Genomic DNA, 20638 nt, shown 5'->3' on the forward strand with positions numbered 1-20638 from the left:
CTGAGCGCCATCTTCCGTTATAATATAGGGGAGGTGAGAACATCATGCCGGAATTACCGGAAGTCGAAACAGTCAGAAGAACATTGAATCAACTTATTGTGGGCAAAACGATTGATCATGTTACCGTTAGCTTGCCGCGGATTATTCAGCGGCCGGACGACATAGATGCATTTGCAATGGAACTCGCGGGACATACCGTCATTGGGGTGGAGCGCCGCGGCAAGTTTTTGCGTATTTTGCTGGACGGGCTGGTGCTTGTCTCCCATCTGCGGATGGAAGGAAGGTACGGAGTGTACGAGCAGCATGAAGATGTGGAAAAGCATACACATGTGATCTTCCATTTTAATGATGGTACGGAATTGCGTTATAAGGATGTGCGTCAGTTCGGTACGATGCATCTGTTTAATGCAGGTGAGGAACTGGTGTCCAAACCTTTGCTGAAGCTGGGACTGGAGCCGCTTGATCCAGCCTTTACGGTAACTGCATTCCGCGAGGCGGTTGGCAAGCGTACAACCAAAATCAAGGCTGTACTTTTAAATCAGGCATATGTGGTTGGTATCGGGAATATTTATGTGGACGAGGCTCTATTTCGCGCAGGTATCCATCCCGAGACCATCGCCAAGACACTGACCGAAGCTCAGTTAACGGTGCTCCATGAAGCGATTGTAGCTACGTTGCAAGATGCAGTGAATGCAGGGGGATCTTCCATCAAGTCCTATGTGAATGGACAGGGTGAGATGGGGATGTTCCAGCATCAACTGAAAATCTATGGACGCAAATCAGAACCTTGTACAACTTGTGGTACGTTAATTGAAAAAACGGTGGTTGGTGGCCGTGGCACGCATTTTTGTCCGAACTGTCAGCTGCTGTAACATGAACTGAATGAACGAAATGATGAAATCATAGCACCCTTGGATTCCTCCCTCCATATACTGATATGGCAGAAATAAGCGGGCGTATACCCATACTGGCATCTTCAGTTGGCACGAGTACCGCACAGAGGAGGAGTCCGGGGTGCTGCATCATTTTATTTCATTGCTGGCGCTTGCTTTGGCGCTTAGTTTAGATGGTTTTGGAGTCGGGATTACATATGGGTTACGGAGGACTAAGATTCCCCTGTTATCTATCGCTGTTATTTCGATCTGTTCGGGATTGGTTATTGCCTTGTCGATGCAAGTAGGTGTGTTGTTGTCCCATGTGGTGTCACCGGATATCGCTTCGATCGTGGGAGCCGTTATATTGATAGGTATTGGTGCATGGTCACTGTTGCAACTAATTCGAAAGCAAGGCAAAGAACAGCTGGAAACAGACACTGGAATGGGTGAGGCAGCAGAAGCAAAGGTAACTGGAGTGGGAGAAGCACAAGAGAGACTGTCGGATTCAAAGGGCAGGAATCAGGTGCTCGCACTGGATCTGGAGCAGTCGGCTTCAAATGGATCACTGGAACGAATGGTATTTACACTGGAGCTGCGCAAGCTGGGCGTTGTCATTCAGATCCTTCGTAGTCCCTCCAAGGCGGATATGGATAACTCGGGAAGTATATCTGCTCAAGAAGCGATGTGGCTGGGTATTGCCCTGTCTCTGGATGCGTTTGGAGCAGGTTTGGGAGCGGCACTTCTGGGATTCCCTACACTATGGACAGCACTCATTATTGCACTGTTTAGTGGGGCGTTTCTGTCACTCGGCATGAAGGTTGGCCTACGATTCTCAGCTCTGCGCTGGATGCGAAGACTGTCTGTATTGCCAGCGCTATTGTTAATGATTATGGGAATAATGAAGTTGTTATGAGGTGAAACGATGAATATAGGCTTAACCGGCGGGATCGCGACAGGCAAAAGCAGTGTTTCCGCCTATCTCGCCAGTAAGGGAGCGTTGCTCATCGATGCAGACGTTATTGCCCGGGAAGTTATGATGCCCGGGCATCCCGTGTTGGCCGCCGCTGTTAAGCGGTTTGGACAAGCCATACTGAACGAAGATGGAACACTGGATCGGAAAAAGCTTGGGAGTATTGTTTTTCAACAACCAGAGGAACGAAAGGCATTGGAGGCTATCACACATCCGGCGATCCGAAAAGAGATGCGCGAACGGGCTGCTGCATATGCGTTGCAACATCCGGATAAACTTGTGGTATCTGATATTCCTTTGCTCTACGAATCAGGTCTGGAGGACGGTTTCGAGGAAGTCATGGTTGTATATGTCCCGAGATCGGTGCAACGAGATCGCTTGATGAGTCGGGATGGAATGACTGCAGCGCAGGCTGAGGCTCGAATGGATGTACAGATGGATATTGAGCGCAAAAAACAGCTGGCTGACATTGTCATCGATAACAGCGGCTTATGGCCTGCGACGGAACAGCAAATTGACTCATATCTACAGCGTAAGGGTTTGTTATGAAGATATTGCGTAAGAAACGTGTACTGCTGTTGATGTTTGTGTCTTTTGTACTGGTGTTATTTCTGAATACAAACTGGATGGCATGGTTCTATCCCATACATTATAAGGAAGAGATCCGTGCCCAATCTCAGAGTTATGAGGTTGATCCGTTTCTGATTGCTTCCATTATCAAGGTGGAGACCAATTTTAAGACAAGCAAGGAATCCAAACGAGGTGCCATTGGGCTCATGCAACTGATGCCTGACACGGCGAATTGGATACTGGAACAAGCCAAAATTCCCGACACTTCGCTGGAGGAATTGAAGCACGAGCCTGAACGAAATATTCAGTTAGGCACATGGTATCTGCGGAATCTGTCCGATCAATTTGATGGCAATGAAGCAGTTATGATCGCTGCCTATAATGCGGGTCCAGGCAAAGTAAACAGTTGGCTTAGAGATGGTGTATGGGATGGCTCGTTCGATACAGTGAAAGATATTCCGTTTGGTGAGACGCGTCACTATGTACAAAGAGTCATTTACTATTATAATCAGTATGTAAAGATCTATAATACGTTCTAAGTATATAAGTAGAAGCACAGAGCAGGCCGGTTATTCACCGGCCGCTCCATGCTCCTCTGTGTAGCGTATTACGATGCAGATATTATTGGTATTGACCTGCCAATTGCTGTTCTGCAATTGTTACCAGACGCTTCGTGATGTATCCACCGATCGAACCGTTCTCGTAAGAAGTCATGTTACCTTGGTATCCGTCTTGTGGGATGCTGATTCCGAGTTCTTGAGCAACTTCATATTTCATTTGCTCGAGTGCTGCGGAAGCTTTAGTTACCACCAAGTTGTTGGAGTTACCATTGCTTTGTGCCATTGCTGTTCACCTCCTCGCGGGTTGGTAAAAGTATTATGTGTCGGCAATGCGTTTTTCATTACAAAATCAGTACAGGGAATATGTGGTAAAAAGTAAAACGTGGGAAGTGATCTGTTTTGAAGTGTCCTTATTGCGGTTATATGGGTACCAAAGTGCTTGATTCGCGTCCGGCCAACGAAGCAAAATCCATTCGTCGTCGCCGTGAGTGTGAGCAGTGTGCCCGAAGATTTACAACGTTTGAGATGATTGAGGAGACTCCACTGATCGTCATTAAGAAAGATGGCAGTCGTGAAGAGTTCAGCCGGGACAAAATTCTCCGTGGGCTTATTCGTGCCTGTGAGAAACGTCCAGTCTCCGTAGAGACCCTGGAGATGATGGTATCTGAAGTGGAGAAATCTCTGCGTAATACAGCTGATGCTGAAGTGGAGAGTCGCCAGATTGGTGAGTTATTGATGGAACAGTTGTTTCCAGTTGATGAAGTGGCGTATGTCCGTTTTGCGTCGGTATACCGCCAGTTCAAAGATATCAATATGTTCATGAAAGAACTGAAATCCCTGTTGTCCAAAGACAATCTGGAGGATTAGTGAAGTTGGTAAAGGGAGAAGAGCAGTCTGGAGTTCCAGTCCGTGTGTACCAGAGAAATCGGTTGTTCTTCTCCAATCACTTTGGATCTTGAGAAAGTGATTGACAGCGAAAGCTGGATTTTATATGATATAGGAGTCGCCTGTGGAACGTAGCAGTGTTGGACAAGTTATCTATTTCATATCCTGGGGCCTTAGCTCAGCTGGGAGAGCGCATCGCTGGCAGCGATGAGGTCAGGGGTTCGATCCCCCTAGGCTCCATACTCGTAGAGAATCCGCTAATATAGCGGGTTTTTTCGTTTGTCTAGACGTTGACTGTTAACGTGGACACCTCGCAGATATACGCTCCACGCATCGCAGATATACGCGCCTAATCCCTCGTTTTCTTACCGTAATTATTATCGAAGGAGACGGTATGGAATGGATAAACGAAAAGGAAGAACAATTAAGAGTGAGCGCACATCAACGCGCTTACAACATTCGTTAGACTATTTATTCGATTATTACTACCAAGCGAAGAAGTCGGAAGGTCGAGCGGAGAATACGCTAAAGACATACGTACAAAATTACAATTACTTCTGCGAATTTCTGGACGAGCGTAAGATCATTCGTGACATCCGGAATATCAACGTTGAAGTAGGGCGTGATTACATAATTTGGTTACGTGATGAAAAACGGAGGTTTAGTGATAACTGTAACGTTCCGGAATCTGTTCGCACTGTGGGACTGCTTCCGAAATCAATTAACACGCGCATTAAAAATATGAAGACGATGTTTAAGTTTCTAAAAGAAGAGGAAGTAATTGAAGCAGACCCGTTTACGTATTTAAAGAACGTACAGGACATTGGGAAGGATATTGAGGTACTTACCGCGGAGGAAATGAACGACCTCCTCAAAGCGCCAAACCAGCGCAAATACAGCGACTTCCGTGATTTCGTTGTGATAAATCTCCTAATTGACGGAATGTTACGCGTAGACGAGGCGTTAACATTACGAAAGACTGACGTAGACTTCACCGCATGTTGTGCAACTTTACGACGCGAAGTGACCAAGACGCGTAAGCCTCGAATTGTGCCGATCACAAAACGAACTGCTAAGCTGATGCAAGAGTTAATCCGTGAATCAACGGAGTTTGGAAGTGAGTATATATTCCTTAATAATTACGGGGAACGGTTGGTTCCGAATCACTTCCGTCACCAATTAAAGAAATATGCGGATAGGGCGGGAATTGAGAAACGTGTATATCCGCATTTACTGAGGCATTCGGGGGCAACGCTGTTTCTTGAGGAAGGCGGCTCACAACGTCATTTGCAAGTGATTCTTGGTCACGCGGACGGCCGTATGACTGCTCACTATACCCACCTATCTGACAAGAACGTGAAGAAGAACCACGACGAGTTCTCCCCATTGAACGCGGTTATTGGGAAGCTGGAAAAGCCTAGAAAGACTAAACGGTAGGCCCACTGGGGCCCTTCCTTCCCCTTTCTCCCTCTCAGTATTGATGAATTAATACCTATTATGTTGCAACGAGTACATTATTGCCCGCAGCGGATCTCGTTTCCGTTCGCGGGCTTTTTCGTTACGGGAGCGCATCGCTGCAACTACTTATTTCGCATATCCGCGTAATTTCAAGAGTTGGCGACGTCGCCAGGTTTCTCCCTCTTGTATAATCCGCCACTCCCGCGCTAGTCAAATCACACGACGTCGTGGACTACGTATCGATGTCGATACATCCCCATGTGGGGAACCTAGTTAGGCGACGTCACTAAATGTTCCGACGTTGGAACGTATGCCCAGGTATACAAATGTCGCGACATCCTCAGGGTTCGGTACTTGGTAGGGGTTTATATCGGACGACGTCGTCCGTTTTGAATGCGACGACATCGTCGGGTTTGTTGCGACGTCGCAACATGTAACGACGTCGTTACATCACGTAGAATCCCCGTAAGATCACCGTACATATAGCGCGCCAAGCCCGTCCGGGTACGTTCCTATTACCGGAGCCTAAACACGCTTAATACACGATAATTCCACGTAAAAAAGAAAGAGACGCATGATTAGCGTCCCTCTTCGTTGTCTTCCGGTATGTATTCGATTAAATCGCCAGGCAATACACCTAGCTTTACGCATAACGTATTCAGCGTAGGAAAGTCAATCCGTGCGTTAGCGTTCAGCGCGAGAGCCTTTACGGTGTTCCGGTTTATTCCAGTGATTTGAACAACGTCTTTCTGTTCGAGTCCGCGATCCTTCATTATCTTATCGAGTGAGAATCGGATAGCCACAAAAATTCCTCCAAAAAATAATGTAGTAAACTAGTTGACAAGAGTAACGCAGGGATGTATATTAGTAATCAAGTAAACTAGTTGACAAGATAACCTGTTAACATCTTATACGTAGTATCGTACCAAATGGTTTCATCATTATCAAGCGATAGTGTGGCCCGGTCTGAGATCGTGAAACTTAATCCAACATTCGAGTTACTTTAAAAATATGATTTGAAAAGGGGATACCTAACATGCAACTTACCGTCAATAATAATCAAACTACGTCTAACAATATTAAATCGAACGCCTACGGTCGGAGGTTTCTGAAACTACTTCGCGCAGTCTACTGCCTGATTATTATTACGAAGGAGATCGTAGCATGAGAGGCCGGGCGGAATTGGAATTGGCTTCTGCGGTCCTTGGTCCATTTGATAATGAGTGGGAATTTGCTCTGTACACAGGTTACGTTCTCAATGAAAGATTCATCTTTATCGTGGACGACTCTCAACTATGGCTTAGACATGTACATAAAACTAACATGGATCACTTATACGTCGACGGTGAGTCGGGTGGAATGGTTATCGCGAATGTTGAAGGTGATGGCCGCGAACTTATAGACATTATCATAGAGCGTCTACAGAGTATGTCGGCGTTGGACTTTCTATTGAACACGTTGCTTTGGACGACAGACCGAGGAGATATTAATTTGAAGCTTGAACGATTACGTTAACATACCGCCTGACGAGTCTGTGCGCGGAGCCAGACGAAACCTACGGACTATGTCCGGACGGTCGCGGTCATCCGCAAATATCAAGTAACGGCGTACTGTAACGATATCTATTTGCTTTCTACTTAATAGTCGCGCGGACTAAAAACGCCGAGGAGGCATCCATGGAAAAAACGACATTAATTGAAATTGGTTATGTACGCGATCATCGCACCGGTAATTTCATTGTTACGCTCATTGACGAATCATTCCATCCTAACAGTAACCGCCGTCGCCAGCAGATCGTTGTGTTACCTGGCGCATTCTTCCGCATCCTAACCAAAATAGACCGCCGATCCATCGCGAACACAGTTTATGTCACGTTGGAACAGGCGGACAACCTCGGATTCATTGTCTCGAAAATTCCTCTAACCGTTGAAGCAATCGCCTAATTCTCTTATTTATCCGTACCGTCAACGCTAATTGGCGGATCGCTATGCGGATAGTCTGTACTTTCTGACGCCAATCGGGAGGATCGCCATTCAGACGTTTAATACTGATTTACTTTCGCCGGTCTCGCGCCAACGACTCCGGCTTTTCTTAGAACATTCGCGGTGGGGATCGGCAACTCCCTCAGGCACATCGCTTCACATAGATTCTTTCGGAGGACAGCGGGAACTGCTTCTCCAACTTGTAAGGCGGCCGGTTTTATCCGGTTCAGGCATCGTCTTGCTTGTGTTATAATAGGTAATACGGAACAGGTGTTCTATTGGTTCCAAAATGATGAAAAAGTTTTTTCGAAGAGGTTGGCACACATCAACGTTGAATAATAACAGAGACCCGGGTACCCACAATTGAATACGCGGCGGCTGCTTAACGGTGGCTGTCGCTTCCTATTAAGGAGGACATCAGGAATGGATTTTATGGAGGCTATCGAGGATTACCAAGTTGGTGCGGATATAGCCGCCTTATTAATGGTCAAGGACGCTATGAAAATCGATTTCTACCGGAAAGTGCCCGCAGAAGGACGCCCCGAACAGTTTGTCGCGTTGGCCTGTCTGGGGTTACTTACGGGAAGGCTCCGTACGATTAAATACCGCCTCAACGACGGCAAGGTGCGCGGCGAGTCGAACATTCAAGGGAATGACGAAGACTTGCGTATGTTTTACCGTGACTTCGCTGGCCCGTACCGAGATTGGTTCGGAGTTGACGTAACAATTGAAAACTATCCGGAGCACCGCGCGGAAATGGCGGACTATTTTGGTTATTCAATAAGAGACGCCGATCTGGCCTACAAAAGAATAAATACCGGCGCGGCTGGGCGTGCGATCGAGATTCAAGAAAGGATAGTCGAGCAACACTGGGCGGACATGTCCAAAGCTTTAGAGTACGCTTTTAAACGGGTTGATTTATCACGATCACCGAGGGAAGTGACCCGGTACATTAACCAAGCAGCCCGGAGTGAGTATTACCGTATCCAGACAAAAGGGATGCGCCGCGTCCGTAGGGGAGGAGAAACAATTCACGTAGACCCAACGTTCAGCAGTGAAGTTGAGCACACGATATTGGGAGATTATGTTCCAGGTCGTTATCGAAGGTTATCGGTGAGACAGCGGAAACTTTTCGATCAGATTGCAGAGGAGGTAAAGGTGGACATGCGTAAATACGACGGGAAGGATTATGCGGTTGATAAGGAAGGAATGTACATTTTAAACAACAGAAAGATGGCTGCGCGGATTGGAATACACGAAGCAAGCCTGAGTCGAGCTCTGAAATTCATGAGAAAGTGTTAAACTTTGGGTGTATGGACTCGACAATAGTGACGGGAAGAAAAGAAGCAACTAGCATTTGAATAAACTTTTATGAAGGTGGCTGCTCGGGAACGGGCGGCTTATTTTTCTTTGCCTTTTACTCATTTTAATTTAGTTGAGGAGGAAAACAAATGACAATGATTCGGCCAATTAAAGTACCTGCAGGTTACGCTCCTGCCACGTACGAGGACTTAGCACACATGACAGGTCTGCCCGTAGAGGAGGCAAAGAAAGGCGTATCCGAATTGGAAGAGGCCGGAATCGTTAGTATAATCCGCCTGAATGGATTCATGTTTTACAAACTCAACCTTTAGAGAGGAGACGTGCCGATGCCGGATTTAATTGACCGTTTATTCGAGTTGTACATCATTCAAAATAACCACTACCTCATTCAGTTCAAAGGCGGAGGATACCGAACATTCTCTGACCGAAGCAAAGCGCTGAGACGCTACCATCTCGAAAACCATCTAAAAGGAAAGGCAACAATCGGCACGTTCAGCGGAGAGCATTTCACTAAATTCATGACGTTCGATGTGGACTTTAGAGATGAGGCAATGGCGAAGTGGGTAACGTACAAGATTACCGCGGCGCTAGTCTCAGTCGGAATCGAAGACTACGCAGTCTCATTCAGTGGCGGCAAGGGGTACCACGTTGATATTTTCCTCAATAAAGCCATTCACGTTCAGACATCACGTCGGTTCTTCGACCACATCGTTAGGATCGCGGATCTAAACAACGTGTCCGGGGGCGAAGTTGAGTACCGTCCGTCCGGAACCCAAGGTGTTAAGCTTCCGATCGGCACGCACCAAAAGACCGGAAAATATTGCGGGTTCTGTCTCGTTGAGGACGGGCTCCGCGTTATGAGTCCGGAAGAGTCAACGGAATACATTCATGCAATTCAGAAGACGGACCATACGTTACTGCTCGCGGTTATTCAGGACGAGGAGGATCTGGCGCGAGATATCGAGGCTGCTTCCGAAATGGAGACGGTCATTAGCGGCCACACGATGCTCGATACGTACGAACAGACGGAGAGTTACACACTGAGCCGAGCGGCTGAACGTTACAACAACGGACTGACCGGGCCGGGCCAACGTCATAAATCGTTTCTGATGCTGGCGCGCCTCTTCAACCACAACGGAGTAGACCGGGATAGCGCGGTTGAAGCCATAACGGAGTGGTTCGAATGGCAAGATACGAAGTATTACGAGTCGGATGCGGAGTTTTGCCTAAAGGACTTGAGGGAGTGCGTCAACTACGTATTCGACAATAATCAAACGCTCAGCGTCGAACATCGCGATATCACAGTCAGGTTCGGGGAAATCGACGAGATCATGCAGCGATGCCCGTCCATGAATCACAAGGCGCTTGCCTACGCGGTACTGATTCATTCTAAACGGTGGGCGGGCGAGACGGGAGCTTTTTACATGTCGATGAAACAAATGGCGGAGGCAACAGGAATGAACCGGACAACTGTATGGAGGAACCTCCCCACACTTGAGAACGTGGGAATCATTCAAGTCATCCAGAGAGATCAGAAAGTACGCGGCACGGTTGAGAAGAAGCCAAACGTGTACCGGATGACACTCCGTGATACCGAAGAAGAATCGCCGGTAATGGACGTTAGTAGTGGGGAAACACTGCCTCAGTGCTTGCGCTTCTTTTACGATGAAAAGCAACTCCGAGGAATATTACCAAGAAAACAATACTCAGCACTCGTCAGTGCATCATAACGGATTAACCAGGCAGGAGCGAACGGCTCTCTGCTTTTTTGTTGTCCGCAAAAAGGAGGAAGATCACAATGATTACCGCAGACAACCTCAAAACAGTCCGAATGTACGCAGGTGTATCCGCGCGCAGCCTGGCCGAAATGTTGGATGTTGATCCATCTTACATCAGTCTTATAGAAACAGGCCGCTGCCCACTTCCTACAGATAGAGCACGTCAGATACAAGAGGCACTCAGGTTGGACATGGAAAAGCTTCGTCTTATTCAAGACACATTCGATAGATTGCGAGAGGGGAATACGTAAGTGGATAAAGAGGACACACGACATTGCGAATATATCAATCCGGACAAGACATGCGCTATTATGATGGCGCTATCCGGCGAAACTGATCCGCGCTGTAAGTTATGGCGCGACGATCCGCAGGACTGCCGCTACCTGAGACTGTACGTTCTCAAAGGACGTAGGATGTACCGCGGAGGACGTGCGCGGAAACAGCATAAAGGAGCTGAGGCGCAATGATTACGGAACCGTTCGAAATAAGCTACGGAGCATCCCGACCTCTTCGATTCGAACCGTACGTGCTCGATAGCTATGAGCGCGAGGATTTTCTGACGGTGATTTACAACCACGTTTATCGAAGCTTCATCATGAGTACGGCGGTAAAGTTGGATCAGCCGCGTTTGTGCCGCTTGATTGAGAAGGCAACGATCGAGATCTGTAAAGAGCACGCGCCAACCAGGAACTTCGGAATCAAGAAGGCCGAGATTCGTGCCGCAATTCTGGCGCTCATTGATGGACATAAGGCGGGTGCAGACGATGGAGGCCACGGGCCGAGTTGAATATTACGATATAGACCGCGGTTTTGGCTTCGTTAGCTGCGCGGGAATTGAGGGCACGGTGTTTGTTCACGCGTCGAACATACGCACCGAGGGCACAACGCTACAGGTCGGAGATACCGTCGCGCTTGATATCGTACCGGGAGATCGGCGGCCGGTCGGAAAACGGGTGACATTAATTTACGGAGGGTGACGAGATGATGGACGAACGTTTATTACCGGATCAAATCACATACGCCCATGTCGCGATACTTAACACGGGTAACGGCCGCATTGTCGCCGGCGTCCGCCTTTCTAAGCGTGACCCTAGCGTCGAAGGTACCGTATGGTATGAGCCTTACGCAGTGCTTTCGCTTCATTATGATGAGCGCGATACGAAGACGATTACCATGCGCCAGGTTATACCGCTCATGATCAAGGACATTATCCGGAACGTAGACAGCCGCACGAAGTTCGTTGTTATACGAGGGAACGCGCCGCACTTCCAAAGATACCGCCAATATGAGCAGCATGTCCGTTTGTTCGCGGAAAGTCGGAACGTAGGTATCCGGATTAGTTGGAAGCCGAACATTGAAAACCGCATACCTGAACTCAAGGAATTAGCAAACGATGCTTTACAGCGCGGCGAGTCTTTAGTCGCAGCTATCTAAAGGAGGAATACAAATGACAGACATTAACACACATATTCAGTACGCAACGAACATGATTCACGGAGATACAACGGTGGGCATCTCAAAAGATATATTCGACATTGTTAAAAACGAGGTTAAGGGAATCCAGGAAGACAAAACGCTATCTCCAATGGGTAAGATTCAAAAAGAAGATGAAGCCCGTAAACGCGGAGCGTACCATCTCGCTAACATGCTCAACGCGAACCAAAACATGGTTAACGCCGAACTCCACGCAGCCGAAACGAAAGCTAACAAAGCCCTCGCGCAATTACCCCCAACGCCCCCGGACACAGAATTGCGCCAGTTCAACGAGAAGTATGCGGAGCTCAAAGCAAACCTCCAAGTTCATGCAAACGCACGAGCAGCCGGTCAGCTTCTTGAGTTCATGCGCGGGGTCAACGATCCATATCTCGCGGATCTCCTGACGCAAGATTATGCGGAGCTCGGTGGCGCGCTTATCAAGTATACGAAGAACCCGATTGGTGTTAATACGATCTATGGAACCCTGCGGAGCGCCAGAGATACCGCGGAACAGGTACAAGCTCGCACAGCACTCCAAGAAATCGCGCAACTTCGCCAGACAAGAGCGTATAACTCGTTGCTTGAACTTGGTGCGGACAAGGCGCTCGGACCGATCGGAAGATCAGCGATGAATGATCCGGCAGGCTTCATGCAGGCTAACGAAGGGAGTGCGTAACAATCCGATACCAACTGTACATTGCGGCTGCCGCTGATGATAAGCGCGCGGCCTATTCGTTCGTTCTCGCAAACTACGCCGGTATCGTCGCGCAGGGAACGTTCCTGACGGGAGGTGAGCGAAAATTTGACGATTCATTCTGCGGACATGTCGCTATCCAACGAGCACTCCGGACAGCGGCGAACAAGGCGGAAGGTGTAGCGGACATTACCGTTGTGCTAGACGAGAACATCGCAAATGACGTCGGCTTCGAGCTACTTGGCGTCAATCCTCCGTTGTACCCATCGCTATGCCGAAATACTCAGCGCGTCATGAAGCGGTTCAACTCCTGCGAGCTGGCCGCGATGAAGAAGGGCGACGAGCTTAATCCGGAAGAGGCCAGCGTGTTCGACGAGTGTCTGGCGGCACTAGAAGAGGCAAGGACCCCGCGCGGTCAGTTTAGGCTGGCGTGGGATATAGTAACCGGCTCCAACAAAATTATCCGATAAGGGGAAATGACAAAATGAAGATGCCACAAAAGGTACAAACAGCGATCAAGACTTATCAGGAGGAGCATGCGAAGTCTAGTAAGGCGGCGGGGCTCCATCACGAAAGCGCGGCAAAACTCAGAGCGGAGCTCGAAGACGTACATGCTCAACTCGTAGTAGCCGAAGATAAGACGCTATCCGATCCGACTGAGGAGAACGTACAAAGAGAGACGGGCCTACAACGCAAGGTTGCGGAACTGACGATGAATATTGCCGCAGCCGAAGAACGTGCGCGGACTATTAGCGGGAAGGCAAGCGGCCGCCTCATCGCACTAGCCGACGAAGCAATCGAAGCTGCTCGCGATGAAGCGTATCGACACTTTCACGATAACTACGACGCGAAGTTGAAAGCGATCGAGGACGCCAAGTATGCGTATCTCCAAGCTGTCACAGGTCTGCACACGTTGCGTATGGAATCTTACAACCTCTGGCACAGCACAGGCCAAGAAACAAACGCGAACCGATTGGAACGAGGAGGCAATCTAGTGTTTCCGGAGCCAGCCCTACATTATCGAGGCAATGCACGCCAGGTACACGGTGTTTCTGAACAGGAGGTAGCGCGTGCGTACCGTGATGGCAAGATTTATAGATCTAGCGTTGCAGAAGGGAGGGAAGTTGAATGAGTAAACCATTTGCACACAGCCCGTTTAGATTCACGGGCAATTACGAGGATAAATTAATCTTCAAGTTTCCAAGGACGGCCAGCTCGTTATTTATCAGGAACAACGGGGACACACGCATTCGATTCAGAACAAGTGTGAACGGAAAGTATTTCAACGAGTTTACGTTACCAATCGGGCAGTGTTTTGACGAGAACCTGGCGCCTTTTACCGAGCTGACAGTCGAGATTGACAGAGATGATCCTGTCGAGCAGCACATGACGTTTTATGGATATATACGTAGCTAAACGCGAGGGGCCTTCGGGCCTCTTTTCTATTTATAAGGGGGAATTTAAATGAACGAGGAAATTATGTTGCTGACTTATGAGTATGTGGGCCGGGACATGGAGAACATGCTGAGCATCTTGGATACGTCAGCTTCGGAACAGGAGATAGAAGATACGTTAAGGTACGGTGCGGAGTGCGCAGCAGCTAAATTCGAAACGGCCGGCCTATCAACCGAAGAACACCGCGGAGTCGTAACCGAAGGAATAATCGCGCTTGTAAAAGTAATGCACAAGGAGGGCTGCTAATGGCTGTTGTAGACGTTGGGGGAATACGCGCAGTTATTACGGCAGATATTAGCGGATATAACCAGACGATGGACAAAGCCAAAGCTAAGGCAAAAGAGCTAGGGGACGCGGGTAAGACTGCGTCCTCTTCTTTTTCTGCGCTGAATACGAGCCTTGCCGGAGTTGGAGCGTCCGCCGCGCAGATTGAGAAGATCAATACGAGTATGCGTAAGGCTAATCCGGATTTGCTACGGAGACAGCTAGAAGCCGTCCGAACGGAGATGAAACGATTAGGCGCAAGTAGCTCGGAGATAGATCAGGTTACGCGCGGGTTGGAGAAGAACGCGAAAGCGGCAAAGGGCGCTAATGGAGAGTTGAAAACGCTCGGTCTCGCTTACATCGCGTTATCTGCTGCGATGGCGGGCGTGATTGCAAAGGCGGTTGAGACTGCCGCGACATTCGAGCAATCAATGGCGAAGGTTAAGGCGATATCTGGCGCCACTGCGGAAGAGTTCGAAAACCTACGTAACCAGGCGTTAGAGCTCGGTGCTACTACGGTGTTTACGGCTTCGCAAAGCGCGGACGCAATGGGATTTTTGGCTATGGCTGGATTTAAAACAACTCAGATTATGCAGGCAATGCCGGGTGTCTTGAACTTGGCGGCTGCGGGCCAGATGGAAATTGCGCGGACTGCGGACATTGCATCTAACATCCTGACCGGTTTCCAACTAGAGGCAGGCGAAACGGGAAGAGTTGTCGACGTATTAGCTAAAGCGATGACATCCAGTAATACCAATATTGAACAGTTGGGTTATGGGATGAAATATTTGGCTCCTGTTGCCGCATCACTAGGCGTATCCATCGAAGAGGCGGCGACAGCCGTCGGTGTCTTGTCTAACGCCGGTATTCAGGGCGAAATGGCGGGCACGCAGTTACGTGCGATTCTCTTACGCTTGGTAAAACCACCGAAGCAAGCGCGCGAAGCCCTTGCCGCGTTAAACGTGACGTTACAGGATACGCAAGGTAACTTCCTGCCGCTCGGCAACATAATCGGACAGCTTGAGCGCGCATTCGGCGGCTTAACTCAGTCACAGCAAGCGCAAGCGGCGAGTATGATCGCGGGTGTCGAAGCTACCTCCGGTTTCCTTACGCTGATCAACAACGGGCAGGCTTCGTTTGATTCCTTTACGGATAGTCTGGTAAACGCGGGCGGTACAGCTCAAGAGATCGCGGAAATCCAAATGGATACGCTCAAAGGCGCCATTATCGAAATGACATCCGCGCTTGAAGGTGTAGGTATCACGGTAGGAGATAAATTCGCGCCTGCTGTCCGTATGGTTACGGAGGAAATAACGGGCCTATTGCTAGGATTTAACAACCTGGACCCGGCAATGCAAACCGCTATTATCGCATTTACAACAGCGACACCTCTTATTATGGGCGGGGTGATGGCGATACGAGCGTTGTCTGTTGCTCTATGGGGATTAGCCACAGCGAACCCGGTCTTGCTTGCGGTCTCAGTAGCTATTGGACTCATAGCGGCAGGAGTGTCCGCGCTCATCTCTAGTAACAATGAGGCGGCGGAGGCAGTGAAGAAGCACGACGATGCGCAGAAATCGCTCAACGAGACTTTATCACAATCTCCGCTAGACAGGTCAGTTGCACAGTTACAGGAGCTTCAACAGCAGACTGTTGATCTGGTTGCTGAACTGGAAAAGCGTGCAGAGGTACAAAAGCGGCTCAACGAGATCGAAGCTCTTCAAAAGGAAGGACTCGGAACGCCGGCTCTTCTTAACGAAATGTTCGAGATTAATGATCAGCTCGAAGAGATGGACGGTAAATTGCGCGGTATGGGCTACGACGGCGTAGAAGACGCGACTGCCAAGCTTGAAGAGATGAACACTGCGATCAATAATTCGACGCCTGCGCTCCTGAAAATGAAAGAGGCCGAGATCCAGGACCTCATTGTTAAAAAGGAGAAGATAGCGGCGACGGAACAATTGGTTGCGAGGTATCGGAACCTTGAAGCCGTTCAGAATAAGGACGCAAATCAGAAACAAGAGCTTACGGATCTCACAAACCAGCTCCGCAAAGAGTACCCGGACCTCATCCGCGAAATTGATTCCGAAGGAACGGCGCGCCTGACCAATATCGGAATCGTGGACGATCATCTTTCCGCTGAGAGAGACTTCGTTAACGAGTCAGCCCGCATGATGGCTATATACATGGATAATATGGCGGCAACGGCTCGTGCGAACAAAGCGTCTATCGAAGCACAAATCAGCAACTATCAAGCGCTGCTCCGTACACTAAGCGCGGTAGCCGGTGCGACATCCGGTATGAAGCAGAAGGTTACGGGACTCGGTGGAGTCAGCGTTAACCCCACGCTCGAAAACCATATCCAGAATAACGCGGGTGATTATGCAACGCAGGTACAGCAGAAGCTCGGCGGCCTATCTGGAGACTTGTATGATCAGACGCAGCATATCCGCGAAGTTGAGCAATACAAACAGGGACTTACGGACGGTTCCGCACTCGATCGTACTAAAACGGCCGGAGTAGGTGGGATCAATCTTGGCGGAGAAGATAAGAAAAAATCCGGCGGGAAGAAGGCGAAGTCGAGCAAGGCTAAAAAGGAGAAATCTGCAGCCGAAATCGCTAAGGAACTCCGCGACAAAGCTTATAACGCGGATCTTGCCACGATACGTTATCAGGCCGACATGTACGATTGGTCTGCTGAGCAACAGATCAAAGCATATGAAAAGCTTCGTAAAGCCCATGCGCAACATCTCAAAGAGACGGTAGAAGATTCGCGGACTCTTAACCTACAGCTCAAGCGGCTTCAGGAGGATAGCGTCAAAGCCCGTTATGACTTCTCATCCACTTGGATCGATAAGGATCAACGTCGCATGGAGGACGCCGGTAAATCTGAGGTTGAGATGGCTAATTCGAAGCTCGCAGCCTGGACCCGCGTGAGGGATCGCTACAAGAAGGATTCCGAGGAGTACAAGAAAGCCGACGAACAGGTATATCAGGCGCGGAAGGACCTCGTTAAATCAAACGAAAATGCCGTAGCGGATGCGTATTCTGCTTCCGAGAAGTGGATTACGAAAGAGGAGCGCCGTATGGAAGCGGCCGGTAAGTCCGAGGCGGAGATTACTCAGATGAAGATTGCGGCCTGGACACGTATCCGAGATCGCCATGAGAAGGATTCGGAGTATTACGAGCGCGCCGAGGATCAGCTCTACAGTCTCCGTAAAAAGCTCGCGCAGGATACCGAAAAGCTGGCGACGGAACTCGTTAAAGTTCAGAAAACAGCGGTAGAAGATGCGAAGAAAGCGGAATTGGATGCGATCGAGGAGCGCAAGAAGGCGTTTGTTAGCGCTCAGGACGAGAAAATTGCAGCCATCGACGCACTCATAGCGAAGGAAGCGGAGTACAATTCCGACGCGGATTACGGTACGCAGCTCGCCGAGAAGAATGCGCGCATCGACCTGTTAGCTTCGGCGGTGAGTCCGGAAGGTATTCAGGAACGCGAGGATCTGATCAAAGAACGTGACCGGATGATTCTTGAGCATGAGCGTGACCTACGTAAGCGTGAGCTGGAATCGCAGAAATCCGCGCTACAGGACGAGAAAGACGAACGTACTTCCGCATTCGACGCAGAGAAGACTCAGACGGAGGCCAAGTACGACGCGCTGAAATCGGCATTCGACGCGTATTCAGACGATATCATGTTTATCGAATCGGCTATCGGAGAGTTCCGGAAGAACGCTAACGCGGCGGCTAACACGGAGATACTTACGCAATTGGATTCGTTTGTGTCCGAGTATAACGCGAAGATGGCTTCGTTGGCGGCTCCGGTTGGCGGTGCTAATACGGACCTGGCCGAGTACAACGCGAATAAGGACGCTTGGACGGCGGCGAAAGCAAAAGGCGATACTGCGGAAATGGCGCGCCTCAGCTCACGCAATGAGGAGCTGCGTAAGTTGTACGGAATCGAGAAGGATACCGGCAAGCTTCAGCAGTTTAAAGTCGGCGGAGTTGTTCAAGGCGCGGCGGGATCGGCAGTGCCGGTTATTGCCCATGCGGGAGAAATGATTCTTAACGCGGGTCAGATCGGTAACTTGTTCCGGATGATCGACACTGGCAGCGTAGCAGGCGCGCAGGCACCTCAGATTATCAACCAATTCGATATGTCCGTTGCAGAGCTCACGCTTTCGGATAGAGCGGACGTCGATCTGTTCTTCACGGAGCGGGAACGTATGGCAATGAGAAACCAAACAAGGGGGAGTAAAGCAGTATGATAAATACAAAATACCTTCAATCATACGACAAGAACCGTAAGAAGATCGGCGTCCTAGTAGACGCGCAAGATGTACAAAGGCTGCGCCGAATTAACTCGGACGATGAGCTCACGTTCCTTGTCCCGATGATCTCGGAGGACTTCAAAAGCAAAATCCAGCTAAAAGGATACGTCGAGGATGAGCGCGGACAACTCTACGTGGTCAATAGCATCCAACGGGTGCGAGACGGCAAGAAGCTCACCGCGCAAGTCCAATGTCGGCATCTTATGTTCAAGCTCGTGGACTACAAGGTATTATACTCCTCTTATATCCCAGAAGCGTACGGCGTTCCTATTACGAGATTGACGGATATCATTACGGCGGCCACTAACGGCCGCTTTACTTTTTCCGTAGATGATACGTTTGACCTTTGCGACGTAAAGGATTGGGGCCGCACGAACGCGCTCGAAGCATTGAACGCGGTAGTCTCGATGTATGGCGCGGAAGTTGATCCGGATAATTTCGTCATTCACTTGCGCAAGAAGATCGGCGCGAACAATGGCATGCAGTACCGAATCCGTAAGAATATCGTATCCTCTACGTATTCCAGCAGCGGAGACTCATTGTGTACTCGGATGTTCGCGCAGATGAAGGATGGACGTACCTGGATCGGACAACCAGCGACTATATTGACCGCGGATGAGCGCGTGAGACTTGCCGCTGTTCCTGGCGCGATCGTTAATGGTATTCTGCAATCGAACTACCTTATATCTCAGTACGCGAGCGTATGGGGATCGGCTGACACTCCGTATTATGACTCGGAACTGATTGAGCAGAATATTACGAACATTACGGAGCTGCTGCGTGAGACACGTAAGAAGCTTGCCGATAACGAGGTGCCTGCGCTAGAAGTGACTGTCAGTGCGGCGGACGTCCATAAGCTGTATGAATCCGAAGCTGCTCCGAACTTGGGTGACACGGTTTATTGCGTTGACCCGGAAATGGAGCTCACCAATATTACGGCACGTATCGTTGAAATCACGGAGTATCCGTATGCTCGCGATCAACATGCTCAGGTGACAATTGCTAACGTCATGCGTAAGGATTACGCGGAAGTGATGGCGGATCTCGACAAGACGAAGCAGATCGTCGGCAACATCGTAAGTGGCGGCCTTGTCCGGACGGAAGTGTTCGAGACGTTCGCTAAACAGGCGATCCATGACGTGGACGCATCCAAAACGGAGATCAAATACGATAATCGCGGCATTGTCCTACAGGATAAGACAGACGCCCGTAACCAAGTCATTATGACTTCGAATGGTATCGTACTCTCTACGGATGGCGGGAACACCGCTAGGACGGCCATTACAGCGCGCGGCGTACTTGCGGAAACCGTAGTCGGCCAGTTCGGTAGCTTCGTATCTATGCTGATTGGCTCCGGAAATAACGTAAACCAAATCAATACGAACGGAATAGCGGCCGGCCACGCAACGTATAGCCTGGCGCCTTTCCGCGTGGACATGCAAGGTAACGTTACAGCTAATCGATTAACGGCGAATTCCGCGAATATCTTCGAATCTAATCTTAATGCGTCTACGTGGAAGGACGGCGTATTCTCCGGAAACATCACCGCACAGGGCGAGATTACAGGCGGTATCGTAACTGGTGCGTTAATCCGGACAGCCGCGAGTGGGAGACGTGTTGAGTTGAATACGAACGGATTCCGTGCGATCGATACCAGTGGGCGGGCGCGCATTACGATAGCAACGGATTCAGACGAAGGGATCTCCGGTTTGGCGTTCTTTGATCCGGCAGGAAGCTGGCACGGGCAGTTAATTGGTACGCCTTCAAACCTCAGCATGACCGCGCGTGACGGTCTATATCTATCTGGAGGTACGGGTACGATTACGCTTGGCTCCCGCGTTAATTTCACATACGGAATTGATATCGGTTTAGTGAACGGGCTGCAGTCTCAAATTGACTCGATGTGGCAGGCAATTAACAACCATACCCACAACGTAACTTTACCTACCCACAATCACGGTAATACCGCGAATCAGAACTGGGGCGGAACGTTCACCACTTCGAGATCTGCGTAAAT

24 protein-coding genes and 1 tRNA gene are annotated in these 20638 nt (G+C 49.5%); 23 read left to right on the forward strand and 2 right to left on the reverse strand.

The features are described 5' to 3' along the window. Positions 1-44 precede the first annotated feature (44 nt). The 4 genes from mutM to NST38_RS09955 all read left to right on the forward strand — a co-directional run bounded on the left by mutM (position 45) and on the right by NST38_RS09955 (position 2954). The gene (mutM, locus tag NST38_RS09940; RefSeq protein WP_036669994.1) at positions 45-872 is read left to right on the forward strand and encodes a DNA-formamidopyrimidine glycosylase; all 828 of its coding nucleotides are present in this window, start codon (positions 45-47) and stop codon (positions 870-872) included. A gap of 142 nt (positions 873-1014) precedes the next feature. Next, positions 1015-1788 carry a manganese efflux pump gene (locus NST38_RS09945; RefSeq protein WP_036670002.1) on the forward strand — a complete coding sequence of 258 codons (774 nt, stop codon included), beginning with the start codon at positions 1015-1017 and terminating at the stop codon, positions 1786-1788. Positions 1789-1797: 9 nt separating this feature from the next. Further along, complete coding sequence (gene coaE, locus NST38_RS09950) at positions 1798-2394, forward strand: dephospho-CoA kinase (protein ID WP_101313353.1); 597 nt, start codon at positions 1798-1800, stop codon at positions 2392-2394. Beyond that, on the forward strand, positions 2391-2954 hold the full coding sequence (locus NST38_RS09955) for a lytic transglycosylase domain-containing protein (RefSeq protein ID WP_062833563.1): 564 nt from the start codon (positions 2391-2393) through the stop codon (positions 2952-2954). Before coaE ends, NST38_RS09955 begins: the two co-directional genes overlap by 4 nt. Before the next feature lie 82 nt (positions 2955-3036). Here the strand turns inward: NST38_RS09955 and NST38_RS09960 are convergent, their stop codons facing one another. Then, positions 3037-3258, reverse strand: coding sequence for an alpha/beta-type small acid-soluble spore protein (locus tag NST38_RS09960; protein ID WP_017689472.1), 222 nt, complete (start codon positions 3256-3258; stop codon positions 3037-3039). A gap of 116 nt (positions 3259-3374) precedes the next feature. Between NST38_RS09960 and nrdR the strand changes: the two genes are divergently transcribed. The 3 genes from nrdR to NST38_RS09975 all read left to right on the forward strand — a co-directional run bounded on the left by nrdR (position 3375) and on the right by NST38_RS09975 (position 5297). Next, positions 3375-3842, forward strand: a complete 468-nt coding sequence (gene nrdR / locus NST38_RS09965) for a transcriptional regulator NrdR (RefSeq protein WP_026081166.1) — start codon at positions 3375-3377, stop codon at positions 3840-3842. A gap of 185 nt (positions 3843-4027) precedes the next feature. Continuing rightward, positions 4028-4100: transfer RNA gene (locus NST38_RS09970), tRNA-Ala, on the forward strand. Between the two features lie 159 nt (positions 4101-4259). Continuing rightward, on the forward strand, positions 4260-5297 hold the full coding sequence (locus NST38_RS09975) for a tyrosine-type recombinase/integrase (protein ID WP_341343928.1): 1038 nt from the start codon (positions 4260-4262) through the stop codon (positions 5295-5297). Positions 5298-5896: 599 nt separating this feature from the next. Here NST38_RS09975 and NST38_RS09980 read toward each other — a convergent pair. Next, a complete protein-coding gene (locus NST38_RS09980; protein WP_341343929.1) occupies positions 5897-6121 on the reverse strand; it encodes a helix-turn-helix domain-containing protein in 225 nt (74 codons plus the stop codon). 361 nt (positions 6122-6482) lie between these two features. On the opposite strand from NST38_RS09980, the gene NST38_RS09985 reads away from it, so the two are divergent. From NST38_RS09985 to NST38_RS10060, 16 genes are all read left to right on the forward strand, one after another. Next, positions 6483-6833: a hypothetical protein gene (locus NST38_RS09985; RefSeq protein ID WP_341343930.1), complete on the forward strand. Its 351-nt coding sequence runs from the start codon at positions 6483-6485 to the stop codon at positions 6831-6833. Positions 6834-6994: 161 nt separating this feature from the next. Further along, positions 6995-7261, forward strand: a complete 267-nt coding sequence (locus tag NST38_RS09990; RefSeq protein WP_341343931.1) for a hypothetical protein — start codon at positions 6995-6997, stop codon at positions 7259-7261. Positions 7262-7723: 462 nt separating this feature from the next. After that, entirely contained in the window at positions 7724-8602 is an 879-nt protein-coding gene (locus tag NST38_RS09995; RefSeq protein WP_341343932.1) for a hypothetical protein, read from the forward strand. Positions 8603-8751: 149 nt separating this feature from the next. Then, the gene (locus tag NST38_RS10000) at positions 8752-8934 is read left to right on the forward strand and encodes a hypothetical protein (protein ID WP_341343933.1); all 183 of its coding nucleotides are present in this window, start codon (positions 8752-8754) and stop codon (positions 8932-8934) included. A gap of 15 nt (positions 8935-8949) precedes the next feature. Continuing rightward, the gene (locus tag NST38_RS10005; protein WP_341343934.1) at positions 8950-10353 is read left to right on the forward strand and encodes a winged helix-turn-helix domain-containing protein; all 1404 of its coding nucleotides are present in this window, start codon (positions 8950-8952) and stop codon (positions 10351-10353) included. Positions 10354-10421: 68 nt separating this feature from the next. Continuing rightward, the gene (locus tag NST38_RS10010) at positions 10422-10652 is read left to right on the forward strand and encodes a helix-turn-helix domain-containing protein (protein ID WP_341343935.1); all 231 of its coding nucleotides are present in this window, start codon (positions 10422-10424) and stop codon (positions 10650-10652) included. A gap of 344 nt (positions 10653-10996) precedes the next feature. Continuing rightward, a complete protein-coding gene (locus tag NST38_RS10015) occupies positions 10997-11188 on the forward strand; it encodes a hypothetical protein (RefSeq protein WP_341343936.1) in 192 nt (63 codons plus the stop codon). Next, complete coding sequence (locus NST38_RS10020; protein WP_341343937.1) at positions 11166-11378, forward strand: cold-shock protein; 213 nt, start codon at positions 11166-11168, stop codon at positions 11376-11378. The genes NST38_RS10015 and NST38_RS10020 overlap by 23 nt, the downstream gene beginning before the upstream one ends. A 4-nt stretch (positions 11379-11382) precedes the next feature. Then, on the forward strand, positions 11383-11835 hold the full coding sequence (locus tag NST38_RS10025; RefSeq protein ID WP_341343938.1) for a hypothetical protein: 453 nt from the start codon (positions 11383-11385) through the stop codon (positions 11833-11835). A 13-nt stretch (positions 11836-11848) separates the two neighbouring features. Then, positions 11849-12553 (forward strand): hypothetical protein, encoded by a 705-nt coding sequence (locus NST38_RS10030; protein WP_341343939.1) that lies wholly within the window; start codon positions 11849-11851, stop codon positions 12551-12553. Between the two features lie 215 nt (positions 12554-12768). After that, complete coding sequence (locus NST38_RS10035; RefSeq protein ID WP_341343940.1) at positions 12769-13041, forward strand: hypothetical protein; 273 nt, start codon at positions 12769-12771, stop codon at positions 13039-13041. A gap of 14 nt (positions 13042-13055) precedes the next feature. Next, positions 13056-13703 carry a hypothetical protein gene (locus NST38_RS10040; RefSeq protein ID WP_341343941.1) on the forward strand — a complete coding sequence of 216 codons (648 nt, stop codon included), beginning with the start codon at positions 13056-13058 and terminating at the stop codon, positions 13701-13703. Continuing rightward, positions 13700-13987, forward strand: coding sequence for a hypothetical protein (locus NST38_RS10045; RefSeq protein ID WP_341343942.1), 288 nt, complete (start codon positions 13700-13702; stop codon positions 13985-13987). The genes NST38_RS10040 and NST38_RS10045 overlap by 4 nt, the downstream gene beginning before the upstream one ends. Before the next feature lie 48 nt (positions 13988-14035). Further along, the gene (locus NST38_RS10050; protein WP_341343943.1) at positions 14036-14272 is read left to right on the forward strand and encodes a hypothetical protein; all 237 of its coding nucleotides are present in this window, start codon (positions 14036-14038) and stop codon (positions 14270-14272) included. Positions 14273-14667: 395 nt separating this feature from the next. After that, positions 14668-18558, forward strand: a complete 3891-nt coding sequence (locus tag NST38_RS10055) for a phage tail tape measure protein (protein WP_341344263.1) — start codon at positions 14668-14670, stop codon at positions 18556-18558. Further along, positions 18555-20636, forward strand: a complete 2082-nt coding sequence (locus NST38_RS10060; RefSeq protein WP_341343944.1) for a phage tail protein — start codon at positions 18555-18557, stop codon at positions 20634-20636. The genes NST38_RS10055 and NST38_RS10060 overlap by 4 nt, the downstream gene beginning before the upstream one ends. Positions 20637-20638: the final 2 nt, after the last annotated feature.

Origin of the sequence: Paenibacillus sp. FSL H8-0104, from assembly GCF_038050215.1 — a bacterium.
GTDB lineage: Bacteria > Bacillota > Bacilli > Paenibacillales > Paenibacillaceae > Paenibacillus > Paenibacillus amylolyticus.

Excerpts from the sequence above, each read along its gene's own strand:
- NST38_RS09995 (WP_341343932.1), top strand. The coding sequence starts at position 7,724 with ATGGATTTTATGGAGGCTATCGAGGATTACCAAGTTGGTGCGGATATA.
- NST38_RS10025 (WP_341343938.1), top strand. The coding sequence starts at position 11,383 with ATGATGGACGAACGTTTATTACCGGATCAAATCACATACGCCCATGTC.
- NST38_RS09975 (WP_341343928.1), top strand. The coding sequence starts at position 4,260 with ATGGATAAACGAAAAGGAAGAACAATTAAGAGTGAGCGCACATCAACG.
- NST38_RS10040 (WP_341343941.1), top strand. The coding sequence starts at position 13,056 with ATGAAGATGCCACAAAAGGTACAAACAGCGATCAAGACTTATCAGGAG.
- NST38_RS10020 (WP_341343937.1), top strand. The coding sequence starts at position 11,166 with ATGGAGGCCACGGGCCGAGTTGAATATTACGATATAGACCGCGGTTTT.
- NST38_RS10005 (WP_341343934.1), top strand. The coding sequence starts at position 8,950 with ATGCCGGATTTAATTGACCGTTTATTCGAGTTGTACATCATTCAAAAT.
- NST38_RS10010 (WP_341343935.1), top strand. The coding sequence starts at position 10,422 with ATGATTACCGCAGACAACCTCAAAACAGTCCGAATGTACGCAGGTGTA.
- NST38_RS09960 (WP_017689472.1), bottom strand. The coding sequence starts at position 3,258 with ATGGCACAAAGCAATGGTAACTCCAACAACTTGGTGGTAACTAAAGCT.
- NST38_RS09990 (WP_341343931.1), top strand. The coding sequence starts at position 6,995 with ATGGAAAAAACGACATTAATTGAAATTGGTTATGTACGCGATCATCGC.
- NST38_RS09955 (WP_062833563.1), top strand. The coding sequence starts at position 2,391 with ATGAAGATATTGCGTAAGAAACGTGTACTGCTGTTGATGTTTGTGTCT.
- NST38_RS10060 (WP_341343944.1), top strand. The coding sequence starts at position 18,555 with ATGATAAATACAAAATACCTTCAATCATACGACAAGAACCGTAAGAAG.
- coaE (WP_101313353.1), top strand. The coding sequence starts at position 1,798 with ATGAATATAGGCTTAACCGGCGGGATCGCGACAGGCAAAAGCAGTGTT.
- NST38_RS10030 (WP_341343939.1), top strand. The coding sequence starts at position 11,849 with ATGACAGACATTAACACACATATTCAGTACGCAACGAACATGATTCAC.
- NST38_RS09985 (WP_341343930.1), top strand. The coding sequence starts at position 6,483 with ATGAGAGGCCGGGCGGAATTGGAATTGGCTTCTGCGGTCCTTGGTCCA.
- NST38_RS10015 (WP_341343936.1), top strand. The coding sequence starts at position 10,997 with ATGAGTACGGCGGTAAAGTTGGATCAGCCGCGTTTGTGCCGCTTGATT.
- NST38_RS10050 (WP_341343943.1), top strand. The coding sequence starts at position 14,036 with ATGAACGAGGAAATTATGTTGCTGACTTATGAGTATGTGGGCCGGGAC.
- NST38_RS10000 (WP_341343933.1), top strand. The coding sequence starts at position 8,752 with ATGACAATGATTCGGCCAATTAAAGTACCTGCAGGTTACGCTCCTGCC.
- mutM (WP_036669994.1), top strand. The coding sequence starts at position 45 with ATGCCGGAATTACCGGAAGTCGAAACAGTCAGAAGAACATTGAATCAA.
- NST38_RS10055 (WP_341344263.1), top strand. The coding sequence starts at position 14,668 with ATGGCGGGCGTGATTGCAAAGGCGGTTGAGACTGCCGCGACATTCGAG.
- NST38_RS10045 (WP_341343942.1), top strand. The coding sequence starts at position 13,700 with ATGAGTAAACCATTTGCACACAGCCCGTTTAGATTCACGGGCAATTAC.